Source organism: Parafrigoribacterium mesophilum (assembly GCF_039652555.1).
Taxonomy (GTDB): Bacteria; Actinomycetota; Actinomycetes; order Actinomycetales; family Microbacteriaceae; genus Parafrigoribacterium; species Parafrigoribacterium mesophilum.
On sequence record NZ_JBDJAF010000006.1, the window covers coordinates 95,785 to 108,225 of the forward strand.

General features: G+C 62.5%; 16 protein-coding genes and 1 pseudogene. 11 read left to right on the forward strand and 6 right to left on the reverse strand.

Annotation, left to right across the window (positions count from 1 at the left end; all coding sequences use genetic code 11):
* Nucleotides 1-4 precede the first annotated feature (4 nt).
* The 4 genes from ABFX56_RS15245 to ABFX56_RS15260 all read left to right on the forward strand — a co-directional run bounded on the left by ABFX56_RS15245 (nucleotide 5) and on the right by ABFX56_RS15260 (nucleotide 2,022).
* The gene (locus ABFX56_RS15245) at nucleotides 5-868 is read left to right on the forward strand and encodes an Fpg/Nei family DNA glycosylase (protein WP_346234232.1); all 864 of its coding nucleotides are present in this window, start codon (nucleotides 5-7) and stop codon (nucleotides 866-868) included.
* Between the two features lie 89 nt (nucleotides 869-957).
* The gene (locus ABFX56_RS15250; protein ID WP_346234233.1) at nucleotides 958-1,152 is read left to right on the forward strand and encodes a DUF1254 domain-containing protein; all 195 of its coding nucleotides are present in this window, start codon (nucleotides 958-960) and stop codon (nucleotides 1,150-1,152) included.
* Between the two features lie 10 nt (nucleotides 1,153-1,162).
* A complete protein-coding gene (locus ABFX56_RS15255; protein WP_346234211.1) occupies nucleotides 1,163-1,468 on the forward strand; it encodes a hypothetical protein in 306 nt (101 codons plus the stop codon).
* Between the two features lie 89 nt (nucleotides 1,469-1,557).
* Nucleotides 1,558-2,022, forward strand: coding sequence for a phage tail protein (locus ABFX56_RS15260; RefSeq protein WP_346234212.1), 465 nt, complete (start codon nucleotides 1,558-1,560; stop codon nucleotides 2,020-2,022).
* Between the two features lie 13 nt (nucleotides 2,023-2,035).
* On the opposite strand, the gene ABFX56_RS15265 is transcribed toward ABFX56_RS15260, so the two are convergent.
* Nucleotides 2,036-2,485 carry a PaaI family thioesterase gene (locus tag ABFX56_RS15265; protein ID WP_346234213.1) on the reverse strand — a complete coding sequence of 150 codons (450 nt, stop codon included), beginning with the start codon at nucleotides 2,483-2,485 and terminating at the stop codon, nucleotides 2,036-2,038.
* Nucleotides 2,486-2,574: 89 nt separating this feature from the next.
* Here ABFX56_RS15265 and ABFX56_RS15270 point away from each other — a divergent pair, with 89 nt between their 5' ends.
* The 3 genes from ABFX56_RS15270 to ABFX56_RS15280 all read left to right on the forward strand — a co-directional run bounded on the left by ABFX56_RS15270 (nucleotide 2,575) and on the right by ABFX56_RS15280 (nucleotide 5,986).
* Nucleotides 2,575-3,024, forward strand: a complete 450-nt coding sequence (locus ABFX56_RS15270; protein ID WP_346234214.1) for a winged helix-turn-helix transcriptional regulator — start codon at nucleotides 2,575-2,577, stop codon at nucleotides 3,022-3,024.
* Nucleotides 3,025-3,098: 74 nt separating this feature from the next.
* Nucleotides 3,099-4,520 carry an aminomethyl transferase family protein gene (locus ABFX56_RS15275; protein ID WP_346234215.1) on the forward strand — a complete coding sequence of 474 codons (1,422 nt, stop codon included), beginning with the start codon at nucleotides 3,099-3,101 and terminating at the stop codon, nucleotides 4,518-4,520.
* Between the two features lie 44 nt (nucleotides 4,521-4,564).
* Complete coding sequence (locus ABFX56_RS15280; protein ID WP_346234216.1) at nucleotides 4,565-5,986, forward strand: phenylacetate--CoA ligase family protein; 1,422 nt, start codon at nucleotides 4,565-4,567, stop codon at nucleotides 5,984-5,986.
* Nucleotides 5,987-6,086: 100 nt separating this feature from the next.
* On the opposite strand, the gene ABFX56_RS15285 is transcribed toward ABFX56_RS15280, so the two are convergent.
* Entirely contained in the window at nucleotides 6,087-6,872 is a 786-nt protein-coding gene (locus ABFX56_RS15285) for a dienelactone hydrolase family protein (protein ID WP_346234217.1), read from the reverse strand.
* 365 nt (nucleotides 6,873-7,237) lie between these two features.
* Here ABFX56_RS15285 and ABFX56_RS15290 point away from each other — a divergent pair, with 365 nt between their 5' ends.
* The 3 genes from ABFX56_RS15290 to ABFX56_RS15300 are packed head-to-tail and all read left to right on the forward strand — an operon-like array spanning nucleotide 7,238 to nucleotide 9,277.
* On the forward strand, nucleotides 7,238-7,924 hold the full coding sequence (locus ABFX56_RS15290) for an MSMEG_4193 family putative phosphomutase (protein ID WP_346234218.1): 687 nt from the start codon (nucleotides 7,238-7,240) through the stop codon (nucleotides 7,922-7,924).
* Between the two features lie 34 nt (nucleotides 7,925-7,958).
* Complete coding sequence (locus tag ABFX56_RS15295) at nucleotides 7,959-8,510, forward strand: DUF3090 domain-containing protein (RefSeq protein WP_346234219.1); 552 nt, start codon at nucleotides 7,959-7,961, stop codon at nucleotides 8,508-8,510.
* Nucleotides 8,510-9,277: an SCO1664 family protein gene (locus ABFX56_RS15300; RefSeq protein WP_346234220.1), complete on the forward strand. Its 768-nt coding sequence runs from the start codon at nucleotides 8,510-8,512 to the stop codon at nucleotides 9,275-9,277. Before ABFX56_RS15295 ends, ABFX56_RS15300 begins: the two co-directional genes overlap by 1 nt.
* A 30-nt stretch (nucleotides 9,278-9,307) precedes the next feature.
* On the opposite strand, the gene ABFX56_RS15305 is transcribed toward ABFX56_RS15300, so the two are convergent.
* Nucleotides 9,308-9,664 (reverse strand): VOC family protein, encoded by a 357-nt coding sequence (locus ABFX56_RS15305; RefSeq protein ID WP_346234221.1) that lies wholly within the window; start codon nucleotides 9,662-9,664, stop codon nucleotides 9,308-9,310.
* 71 nt (nucleotides 9,665-9,735) lie between these two features.
* Complete coding sequence (locus ABFX56_RS15310) at nucleotides 9,736-10,212, reverse strand: TlpA family protein disulfide reductase (protein ID WP_346234222.1); 477 nt, start codon at nucleotides 10,210-10,212, stop codon at nucleotides 9,736-9,738.
* 111 nt (nucleotides 10,213-10,323) lie between these two features.
* On the opposite strand from ABFX56_RS15310, the gene ABFX56_RS15315 reads away from it, so the two are divergent.
* Nucleotides 10,324-10,755 (forward strand): SRPBCC family protein, encoded by a 432-nt coding sequence (locus tag ABFX56_RS15315; protein ID WP_346234223.1) that lies wholly within the window; start codon nucleotides 10,324-10,326, stop codon nucleotides 10,753-10,755.
* A gap of 13 nt (nucleotides 10,756-10,768) precedes the next feature.
* Here ABFX56_RS15315 and ABFX56_RS15320 read toward each other — a convergent pair whose 3' ends face one another.
* Both ABFX56_RS15320 and ABFX56_RS15325 read right to left on the reverse strand, forming a co-directional pair.
* Nucleotides 10,769-11,998: a low temperature requirement protein A gene (locus ABFX56_RS15320; RefSeq protein WP_346234224.1), complete on the reverse strand. Its 1,230-nt coding sequence runs from the start codon at nucleotides 11,996-11,998 to the stop codon at nucleotides 10,769-10,771.
* 80 nt (nucleotides 11,999-12,078) lie between these two features.
* Nucleotides 12,079-12,327, reverse strand: a pseudogene (locus tag ABFX56_RS15325) (HNH endonuclease signature motif containing protein); the annotation flags it as partial.
* Nucleotides 12,328-12,441: the final 114 nt, after the last annotated feature.

Genomic DNA, 12,441 nt, shown 5'->3' on the forward strand with positions numbered 1-12,441 from the left:
AGTCATGCCGGAACTTCCCGAGGTGCAGGCGCTGGCCGCCGACCTTGATGGCCGGCTTCGCGGTCGGCTTGTCGGGCGGCTCGACCTCCTGTCGTTCGCGGCACTGAAAACCTTCGACCCGTCGGTCTCGCAACTGGCCGGCGCCGTCGTTGACTCCGTCGCCCGACACGGCAAGTTCCTCGACTTCAACATCGGCGACCTGCACCTGGTCGTGCACCTCGCCCGTGCCGGCTGGATCCGCTGGAACGACGGGACGCGATCGACGACGCTTTCCCGCTCGGGGAAGGGCCCGCTGGCGGCGCGGCTCCTGCTCGAGGACGGCACTGGTATCAACATCACCGAGGCCGGCACCAAGAAAAGTCTGGCGATCTACCTTGTCCGGAACCCGGAGGAGGTTCCGGGTATCGCCCGGCTCGGCCCCGACCCGCTGAGTGACAGCTTCACGCTGGAAACCTTCCGGAACATCCTCGCCGCTGCCGGACGGGCCCAGATCAAAGGCGTCCTCCGCAACCAGTCGATCATCGCCGGCATCGGCAACGCCTACTCGGATGAAATTCTGCACGCAGCGAAGATGTCGCCATTCAAGCCGGCGTCGATGAGCCCGGATGAGGCTGCCCGCCTGTACGACGCCGTGCAGTCGACACTGCACGAGGCGATCGAGCGATCGGAGGGTCTGGCCGCGTCCGAGCTGAAGAAGGAGAAAAAGGCCGGGATGCGCGTGCACGGCAGAACAGGAGAACCCTGCCCGGTCTGCGGGGACACCGTGCGGCAGGTGATCTTTGCCGACTCCACCCTCCAGTACTGCCCGACCTGTCAGACCGGCGGCAAACCGCTGGCTGATCGGGTGTTATCGCGGCTGCTCAAGTAGTCGGCGTCAATACAGGTCTGCGTCAATACAGGTCGGTGTCGATACAGGTCGGCGTCATCGAAACAGTTGCTAGTGTGCGGACATGGGAAATGCGCTCGAGTGGCTCGCAAGTTCCGACGGGCCGATTCGGCATGACGCAGATCTCGTCGCCCAACAATTCGGTGCTGGTCATCGGCCGTGTGATCGTCGAGAACGACAGAGACCTGCCGGCCGCGTACGCGCTGGCGAAGCAGATCCAGCTCGCGCCGCTCGCTCAGCACACGCCCTTTCAAGCCACGGAGTGAGGAGACAGCGATGCCTGCAACGCTAAGGCTGACGCACAGCACCATCGGCGTGGAGGTGCGTCGCGGCACATATGACGCGGTGGTCGATGGCAGGCATGCTGGAAGTCTTGAACTGAATGAGACCATCGATATACCGGTCGAGCCCGGACGTCACACCCTGCAGGTTCGAAGTGGCCGAAACTCGAGCCGAACCGAGACCTTCGAGGTTGCCGAGGGCGACATCGCCAGCTTCCGCTGCAGCGGAAAGAGCATCCTGCCGATCTTCCTGCTCTCCTTTGTCGTACCCAGCCTGGCGCTCTCGCTCACGCGCGAGTAGCCGCACGTCGCCGGACCACCACTCCAGACGCAATATCGGTGTGACGCCCGCTAACGTGGGGTGCACCATTACCGATCAAAAGGGGTCCCATGCCGTACATCGTCGACTTCGAAGACGTATCGACCGTTGGCCTCGAGTCGTCGCCGGTAGCTGAGGCTCTGGCCGGGTTGCGTGCGAACGAGGCACGCTACTTTAGAAACAAGTACGGACACGTCTTCACCGTCAGTCCGGCTGACGAGACACCTGAGGTGCTCGACTGGGTGAGTCGTATCCTCAAGGACGAGCGGGACATCGTCATCGGCTCTCGGGCCCTCGAGGCCACCGCCTTCGAAGTCGACGGTATTCGCATGGCCTATGTGTTCTATGAATCCGGACTCTCGATCAACGTCATGTACACCATCGAGGACGGGCAGAAGCGAGCCGTGGGACTCAAGCTCTCCCAAGGCATGGAGATTCCCGAGGAGCTTGCGCCGCACTTCAAATTCGCACGCCAGAAATCGAAGCTGGCCGGCGTCATCCGCGGTTCCTACTTTGTGATCAAGGGCGAGTACTAGGTCTACTTCCGTTTCATCGCTGCAGATCGCGGCGGGGGCGCACGGCGACCGTCACCCGGGACGAAGCGCACAGCCGACCGTTGTCATCGAGGAACTCAACATCCCAGACCCAGTTCGTGCGGCCTTGATGCAGAGCACGGGCCTCGGCATGGATTGTGCCACTGGAGATCGGATGAAGAAATGCCGTGTTGTTTGAACTCCCCATGGCGGTCTCGCCCTTGGGCCACACATGGTGCACCGTCGCTTCGGTTGCCACCATTTCCGCAAGCGCTGCATAGACGCCCCCGTGGACAACACCGAACCGCTGGCAAGTACGGGCTGTCACGGCGGCTTCGCCACGTGCCGTCGCTTCGCCTATCTCCAGAATGCGGAAGCCGAGAACACCGTCCAATGCTTCTAGCGGGGCGACCGGATATTCGTCGAGGACGTCCGGCATTCCCAGGGTTTCCCGCTGATCATTCACAGCCAACTCCCTAGGGTTCGACGTATTTTTGGCGTGACCACCGTATCAGTTCTGATTCCGAACCGACTCCGGACTGTAGATTCTTTTCTATGCCCGCAGCTCCCACCACCTCGGTACAACGGGCCGAGGCGATTCTCCAGTACTCTGCTACGTCAGTCGTTCTCCGCGAAGCATTCTTCGGTGTCCGCCGGTTCGATGACTTTCAGCGGAACCTCGGGATCTCACGATCCGTTTTGACGAGAACGCTGAAGTACATGGTGGAGCGCGGCCTGCTCGAGAGACGCCTCTACCAAAACAGACCGGATCGCTACGAGTACCGACTCTCGGAATCCGGCATCGAACTCTATCCGGTCTTTCTGGCGATGAAGTCCTGGGGCGACCGCTGGCTTGGCAACGACGGGTCGCGAGTGGTCTTGCACCACGAGTTATGCCACCTCGACTGCTCACCGCAGATGACGTGTGACCGATGCGGCGAAACCATGCAAGCTCGAGAAGTGACCTATCGCATCGAGACTCCGCCTTCTGAGGCTGAACACTGAAAGCTGTGATGGCGTCCGTAGGGGGCGTGTAGTACAGTCAGTTCTCAATAGGAACTCACTTCAAGGGGATCTCCGTGACAGAGAAGTCGCTGCAGTCGGTTATTGACTCGAACTCAAGCATCGTCGATACGCTCTACAGGAGGCCGCCGAAGACTGCTCTCAACGTGTTCGGGGTCATGATGCCCACCGACGTCGTCCGTGCCGAATACACGACGTGGCGAGATGAGCAACGCTCCTGGCGTGAAAGTGTTGCGTTGCACGATCAGAGCTACCACATGAATAATCTGCGAGTTCACGGGCCAGACGCTGTTGCCCTCTTCTCGCATCTGGCGATCAACTCTTTCGCGAACTTCCGACCCGGTGCGGCGAAGCAGTTTGTGGCGTGCTCACCCGACGGTTACGTGATCGGCGATGGCATCCTCTACTACGTCGGCGAGAACGACCTTCTCCTCGTAGGGAATCCCGCCACAACCGACTGGGTGCAATTCAACGCAGAGAGTGGTGACTTCAGGGTGGAAGCTGAATTAGACCCGATCTGGGTGCTGAATAAGGACAAGCGCCGCCTGGCGTACCGTTACCAGGTCGAAGGCCCGAATGCATATCGACTTCTCGAAGAGTTGCACGGAGGCCCTCTCCCTGAAATCAAATTCTTCCGGTGGGAAACGATCCGGATCGGCGGCCATGATGTGCGCGCGATGCGTCACAGCATGGGCGGTGTTCCTGGACTTGAACTCTCCGGGCCCTGGGATACGCGGCGCGACGTCAAATCAGCACTCATCGACGCTGGGAAGCGGCATGGGCTGCGGCAAATAGGATCGCTGGCATACTTCAGCACGGTGATCGAGTCCGGGTGGTGGGCGGTGCCGTTCTCCGCGGTCTACACCGGCCCTGAACTGCGCCCCTACCGCGAGTGGCTCTCAGACAAGAGTGCCTCCGCACGCATGTCGGTCGGTGGAAGCTTCTACTCTCCCGACCCGGAGGCCTACTACACAACGCCGTGGGACCTTGGGTACGGCCACATCATCAAGTTCGATCATGACTTCATCGGCCGCGCAGCACTCGAAACTTTGAAGGATCAACCGCATCACAAGAAGGTGACTCTTCTGTGGCACCCGAATGATTTCGCGCAGGTATTCCATCGTCTTGTCGAAGACGGTCCAACAGCACTCCACATCGACCTGCCGGTCGCGGCCACGGCGCGCCTGCATTACGACAAAGTCCTCGATGCAGATGGCAACGTGGTCGGGTTCGGGACGTACCCGACGTACACCTATAACGAGCGATGCATGATGTCGCTTGGGTCCATCGATGAAGAGTTCAGCTCACCTGGGACCGAGTTGACTCTTATCTGGGGCGAAGACGGCGGAGGCGCACGCAGCGCTCCCTGGGTCGAGCCGCACGAACAGGTGACAATTCGCGTGACCGTGGCACCGTCACCGATCAGTTCCATGGCTCGGGAGTACCGCAAGCAACAGGCTTCGTCGATCCCAGGGTGATGCGACGTCGGCTGTCAAATATCAGAACTGTCAAGGAGGACAAAATGACCCTGCGAGGATCCCGAGCGGAAAAAACCCGAAACGAATGGAAGGCCGTACTCGAGAAGTTCCATGAAGATCGGGATACCGCGCTAGACGGTGAATACTGGTCCGAGAAGGACACGTGGTCGCGGGATCGGATCCGCGCTGTCCAAAACGAGAAGATCGCGGTGCTGACGCCCTTTCTGTACGAAAACAGTCGGTTCTATCGGGAGCGCTTTGACCGGTTAGGCGTCGCTCCGACCGACATCAACTCCGTCGAGACGATGATCGCGAACTGGCCCGTCGTCACCAAAGAGGAGATGATGGCCGATGCGACGGCGAACCCGCCATACGGTACCTACTCAACGTGTGGCGAGAGCGAATGGGACGACCGAGGGTGGATGCTCTTTTCTTCATCTGGGTCGACGGGCGTTCCGCGCGTCTTCCGCTACACCCACTTCGACAGAAAGTACTGGGAGCAGGCCAACGCACGCGCTCTCTACTCGGGTGGACTGCGCAAGGGTGACAGTGCCTTCCGGACGGTTGGCTTCGGCCCCCACGTCTTCGCATGGGGCGTGCAGTACGCGCTCGCGAAGATGGGCTTACCGACCATCCCCGGTGGAGGAATGGACGGCATGGCGCGCGCTCGGATCATTCAACGATTCAAGCCCCGGGTACTCGTGTGCACGCCCTCGTATGCTCTCTACCTGGCCCGTACCATGCAGGAGATGGGTATAGACCCCACAACGAGTTCCGTGAAGTGGATCGTTCAGGGCGGCGAGCCGTTCTCCGGCATCGCGGGAACGCTCAAGCGCACTCAGGATCTCTGGGGCGCGACGTCCGTCGAGTTCTACGGTTGTACCGAAGCGTCCCCGCACTGTGGCGGATATTCGTGCCCGGAGTATCAGGAAGGCGAGGAGACGTTCATCCATCTCATGGAGGACATCCAAGTGTGGGAGACCGTTGATCCCGAGACGCTCGAGCCCACTCGTCCGGGTGAGCGGGGCATATCTGTCTGCACCAACTTGAATTCCGAAAGCTCGCCTCAACTGCGTTTCCTCGTTGGCGATTACACGCGCCTGTCGTACGAGCCGTGTGCATGCGGTCGTCATCACGTGCGCGCGATGGGATGCATGACAGGCCGTGCCGACGATCTCATCAATCTGCGCGGCGTCAAGTTCTTCCCGGTCCAGATCGAGGAGGCCGTGCGTGCGGTCGCCGGAACTGGAGACGAATTCCAGATCCGCCTCTCCACGCAACCCGACGGGCTCGACACCATGACAGTCGTAGTCGAACATCGTGAGATATCTTCTGCGGCGCAGGTCGCAACCGAAATTCATTCTCGTTGCGAGGTTCGCTGCAAGGTTGAAGTTGTGAGTCCGAACACATTACCAAAGGCCGAAATGAAGGCCAAGCGGGTCTTCGATGAGCGGCATAAGGGCTGAATCCCCACTCAACCACCCCAGTACCGTCGTGGGATTGCAGACGCGGAGCCGTGCCAGAAATCGAAACTGGCCGGCGTCATCCGCGGTTCCTACTTCGTGATCAAGGGCGAGTACTAGGGGCGGGTTGGGCTGCCGCGAACTGCCGCGGGAAGAAGCGCGTGTCGATCTGCGCCTCGGGAACCCGGAAGTGGCTGCCCGGGAAGCCGATCAGCGTCTTCTCTGTCGAGCCGAACGCGTCGAATACCGTCAGGCCCGATGCGCGATCGATCTCGGGGTCGTCCAGCGGCATGAGAAACTCGAGCGGAATGGTGACGCGCCTGGCCGCCTCGAGGATCACGTCGTAGACGAAGACTCCCCCGAAGATGGCAGCACGGATGCGGTGGTCCGCGGCGGCGAGCGGGATACCGATCGCGCTCGCCAGCGTCATCCCCTGGTAACCGACCGGGCCATCCGCGCCGATGCCTTCCGCCTGAAGCGCGTCGATGGTCGCTTGCCACTCGGGCACGGTGCGGTCGGCGAGCGACCCGTTGTACGCGGTGATGCTCGGGGCGAGCGACTGGCCCGGCGCACGCGCCGCGAGCATTTCGTCGACCCAGCGCTGGTCGGCATCGGACCGCGGTCGGTCGCCATGGCCCTGTACGTCGATGGCGGCGACGTGATACCCGTGCATGGTGACCATGGCGCGGGCGCGGGCCACCAGGCCGGGGGCGCGCTTGTGCAGGCCTCCCCCGTGCCCCATGAGCATGAGTGGGGCGTTCGGAGCTGCATCCGGCGGTGACCACAGGACGCCAGTGACTTGGCCGAGGGTGAATGAGCGGTCGGAGACGCCCTGCGACGTCTCCGCCGCGGTGAACTGAAGTGGGTGCGAGAACTGAAGTGAATGCATAATCGTAGCTTTCTGAGAGTGCTTGGCAAGCGCTCCCCGCGACGGCTACGTCAGTCGCGCGATCGTGAACTGAAAAGGAGCGCCCAGAGTGGACGGTGTGTGCATCGGGCTCACCTCCTCGAATCGTGTCACGGTCGCCGTGAATCCTACCGGATGATGACGTGATCGTGACGGTGGCCCCGTGCCGGTCTTCGGCGTCCTCGATGGGTACCACCTTGCCCCGCAGCCCCCGAAAATTCAGGAAAGCCGGTCGTCGGCCTGGCGCTCGCCCCCCGGCTCACCGCAGTGGGCAGGACGGGGGCGCCCGGATTCCTGAATTTCCGGAGGGTGTGAGTGGTTCCACGGCCGACGCCTAGGCTGTAGGCATGGCCACAGTCATCCTGGTGCGGCACGGTCGCACCGCCGCGAATGTGGCCGGCGTGCTGGCCGGGCGTAGCGCCGGGATCGGGCTGGACGAAGTCGGGCGTCACCAAGTGGCACTGACGGCCGAGCGGCTTGCGGTGGTGCCGCTGATCGCGGTGGTCTCGAGTCCGTTGGAGCGCTGCCTGGAAACGTCACGGATGATCCTCGACCACCAGACCGGTTCACCGGAAGCCCTGGTCGACGAGGCCATCACCGAGTGCGACTACGGCCAGTGGCAGGGCCGGTCCCTCCGTGACCTCGCGGGGGAAAAACTGTGGTCGGTGGTGGAGACGCAGCCTTCCGCCGTGGAGTTCCCCGGCGGCGAGTCGATGTCGGCCATGCAGGCCAGGTCGGTTGCCGCGATCAGACGGTACGACGCGGCCTTCGAGTCAGAACACGGATGCGGTGCCGTTTGGGTCGCCGTGAGCCATGGCGACATCATCAAATCGATCCTGGCCGATGCCCTCGGCATGCATCTTGACCTGTTCCAGCGCATCATTGTCGCCCCGGCGTCGGTCTCGATTGTGCGGTACGGGGCCAGCCGTCCGGAAGTGCTGGTCGCCAACGCCGGCTCTGGCGACCTTTCCTGGCTCCGAAACAGTGTGCCCGCCTCAGACGCGCAGGTGGGTGGCGGGTCTGGCCCGCTTTAGGATGCCGGCCAGCGTGCGCTCCTAGGATGTTGTCATGGCCACTATCGTCCACGGGTTCGACTGGCCCGACCGCGTCGTCGTCGGCACCGTCGGCGAGCCCGGGTCGCGCACGTTCTATCTGCAGGCGCGCGACGGAGGCAGAGTCGTGGGCGTCATTCTTGAAAAGGCGCAGTGTGCTCGGCTTGCCGAGAAGATCGATGAGATCCTCGATGATTTGATGGCGGGTAAGGATAACCCGTTCAGTGTTCCCGCCGTGACTCCTCCGGAACTCGTCGACAACGATCCCTTGGACGCACCCGTCGACCCGGAGTTTCGCACCGGTGCGATGAGCCTGGGCTGGGATCCCGTGACTGCGCAGCTCGTGATCGAGGCCTTTCCGTTGGTGGAGGCGGCCGAGGATGTGTTCGACTCGGACACGGAAGAGCCTGCCGAGATGCTGGTGGTGCGCATCCCCGTCGGCATGGCCCGCGCCTTTGCTCAGCGAACGCTCGAGGTCGTCGGGGCGGGACGACCCATCTGCCCTCGCTGCGGTGCGCCCATGGATGCGGGCGGTCACGTCTGCCCGGTGCCCGACACCCTTTCCTGATGACGGAGATCGACCTCGACTGCGGTGAGCTTCAACTCACCGGCCGCATCACGTCCGCATCGAACGCCACCTTCCTTGGCAGCATCGGCGGCATCCCCGTGGTCTATAAGCCGATCGCGGGCGAGCGTCCGCTGTGGGACTTCCCCGACGGGACCCTGGCACGACGCGAGGTTGCGGCGTACCTGGTCTCGGAGTCGTTCGGCTGGAACGTGGTGCCGCACACGTGGCTGCGGGACGGACCGGTGGGCATGGGAATGGTGCAATTGTGGCAGAATGCCGATCCGGAACAGGACGCCGTCGATGTCGTCGCGGCAGACGGTGTGCCCGACACTGGTTGGCGTCGTGTGTTCGATGGCACAGACGAGCAGGGTCGCCCGGTGGCCCTGGTCCACGAGGACTCTCTTGCACTGCGACGGATGGCGGTGTTCGACATCGTGGTGAATAACGCCGATCGCAAAGGCGCCCACGTGCTTACGATGGCCGATGGGCATCGTCACGGCGTCGACCATGGTCTCACCTTTCACGTCGAGCACAAGCTGCGTACCGTGCTGTGGGGCTGGTTGGGTGAACCCCTCAACGCTGAGGAGCTCGGCGGAATCGACCAGGTGCGAGCGGATCTTGTCGGCGCCCTCGGCGCTGCTCTGGCGGGGCTGATCAGCGCCCCCGAGATCGAGGCACTGGATGCGCGCTGCGAACAGTTGCGGTCCACCTGCCGGTTCCCGGCACCGTCTGGCGACAGGCCCGCGATGCCGTGGCCGCTGTTCTGACCGGCTGAGTTCTGACCGGCTGAGTGGCCGTCAGTGTTGGGGCAGCGACTTGTAGAAGACCAGCCCGTTGCCCTTGTTGTCGTACACCACGGCGCGGCGTTCGTGGGCGTCGTTGTACGGTCCCTTCACGATGCCGCCGCCGCTTTCATCAACTGCATTGGCGTTGCCGTCGACGTCGTCGGTCTTGATGCCCACGACGACCTGCCCGTGAATCGGATGGTCGAGCGCCGTGGCCAGGGCGAGGGTGATGGTGCCACCGTCGAGGGCCGCAAAGTGGTTGCCGTCGCGAAACTTGAGCGGGAAGCCGAGCGTCTCGGTGTAGAACTTGATGGATTCCTCAAGGTCGTCCGTGGACAGGACGATCATTTTTACTTGGTTTTCGCTCACGGGGTTCTCCTCTGGCCTGCAGTCACGAAGCTAGCACGAGGGTGCCTCCGCCCGACTGGGGCAGGTTGGTGTCAGAGCGACTCGGCGGGCGGGTTCTCATCCAGCAGCCGACCAAGGATGGAGCCGAGCGCGAGGTCGTCGATCTTCCCGAAATGCGAAAAACGCAAGTGGCCGGCTCGGTCGATGACCAGGGTCGACGGAGTGCCCTGGAGTCCGTACCGCTGCATGGTCACCGGTATCGCGTCACGCTCGTGACGGTCGACACCGACCGGAAAGTCGATGCCGAATTCGGCCAGGAACACCTTCAGCGCCTCGGGTCCGGTCACCTCGTGATGCTCGAACACCGTGTGCAGGCCGACGACGGCCACGTCTTTCAGCATCCGTTTCACCTTCTCCGCCTGGGGCAAGCCGTAGCTGATGCAGCCGGGGCAGAGCATCTGGAACGCCTCGATGAGCACCACTCGCCCCCGCAACGATTCAAGCGGCGACGGCTGGCCGATCCATTCAGAGACGTCGAGTTCGGGAGCGAGATTGCTGGAGTCGGTCATGACTCCACCTTAGAAGTCCGCGCGCTCGTCGTGCCGTGGTGTTTTGGCCCTTGTTCTTGCATTCGCGTGGAGAGAAGAATGCTTTCACCAATACGCCCGAGGAGTTTCGCCATGCCCCATGTGCAACGGAGAATCGTTATCGATCGCCCAGCGGACCAGGTGTTCGCATTCTTTGCGGACCCTGTGAATGACTCGAAGTGGCGCTCGCATGTCAAGGAGATCACGGCTCTGGGGCCGATCAAAGTCGGTTCGAGCATCCACCAGATCGTCGAGGGCCCTGGCCATCGGGGCATCCCGGCTGATATGAAAGTCGTTGCCTACGAACCATACAGACTGTATGCCTTCGAGGTGACCGCTGGACCGGTGCGTCCTGCCGGTGAATTCCACTTTGTGCCCCTAGGCAGTGGTACGGAGGTGACGTTCGCTCTTCACGCAGAACTCAGCGGCATCAAGAGGCTGGCCATGTCTCGGCCGGTGCAGCGGTCGATGGACGGCGAGATGGCCTCTCTCGACCGGGCGAAGGCGTTACTCGAGCGTTCCTGAACATACGCCCCATTCAATCCAATCCTTCGCGTTCGTGGGTTGCAGGGTGTTGGGCCGCGCGGATGCGCGACGAGGTATTCGAAGTCCCTGTGCGCGATCCCAGTGACTTACTGACGATGTCGAGAAGAACGAGCGAAGCGGATGCCAGAGCCAAGGTTGCCCACGCAGCAAGTTCTCCGCTGAGCAGGCACGCGAGTGCCGGCACGACGAGGCCAGGGATCGCCAACGTGGCGACGCTGGCGATCGGGCGGCCCAGGCGGATGCCGACCAGAGCATTGGCGAGATAGAAGCCGCCGATTCCGGCGGCCAGAAGCATCCGGGCATCGAACGAGAGTGGCGCACCCGCCTGTTCCATGGCGATGCCTATGGATGCCGCGATCAGCGTCAGCGCCGCCACGAGAATGAAGGGCAGATACATGATGACATCGCGCATGGCTCCGTAGGAGTTCGCGCTCCGGGCTGCGCTGAGGCCTGCTTCGGCGGTGGGTACGCCCCAGCGGAAAAACGCTCGCGCCAGTAAGGCGCAGATCAGAAAGCCGAACAAGGCTGCCGCACCGCCGCTGATGGTCGGATGCTTCGCCAGACCGGTAACGGCGAGATACACCGCCTCGCCGATCACGATGACGACGAATAGCCCGACGCGCTCGAGGGCGTGCGAGATGGAGGCTTCCCGATACACCGAGAAAGCGAAGCCCTTTCGCTGGGACAGGAGTGCGATCTCGATGGCGACCGCGACCGCCCACACAAGGTATTGATACGGAGCCGGAATGAGGACTGATCCGAGCCACAGTGCAGCAGTACCGAGGTTGTGCACAAGCGGCCGCCACAGCGAAACCGAGATCGCTTTCCGGCTATAGGCGATGAGCCACATGGCCAGAAGCACGAGGCGGATCCACGCCGCACCGGATGCATAGAGCCAGCCATCCAGCTCGACTCCTTCAGCGACCGCGATCGCCATGGCTGCCGGCCCTGGCATGGCCGCGATGACGAGCACGCCAATGGACGGGAAGCGCGTACCGTACAGATTGTTGGTGATCATTAGGTTGACCCACGCCCACCACAGGGGAAACAGGAGCAGCAGGAACACCAGCACCGTGCTGATGCTCGGCGCTTCTTCGATCAAGTCCGCGGACACCGCCACCACGACGACGAAGACCAGATCGAAGAACAGCTCGTACCAGTCGGCCGCCCGCCGAGGCTGGGATTGAGCCGCTGAAACCTGGACACCGGACACCTCAGCCATCGCGCTCCGATCGTCCTGATCTATCCGAAGTGGATCAGGCTACGAGATTACTCCGGCCGCCAGCATCCGCCTGGCGTGGTTTAGGCGGCGGTTGTTTGGGGTAGGGCGTAGCGGGCTTTGCCGCCTAGTCGTGGTGTCTGGGTGGGGTCGACGTGCGGGGGTGGGATGAACCAGACCTGTCCGTCATGGATCTGGATGATCCAGCCGTCGTCATGGATGCGGCCGTGACAGGGTGGGCAGAGTAGGACTCCGTTGTCCAGGTCGGTGGGCCCGGTATCGCGTTTCCACCAATCAATGTGGTGGGCCTCGGTGTAGGCGACGTCGATTCCGCAGGAGGCGCAGCCCCGAGCTTGTCAAGTTGTCTGTGTAAGTGTCGGTTTATAGGTAGCGGTTGATTCTTTCGGGGTAGGCCAGGCTGAGTTGGGCGAGGGCTTGTTTCCAGT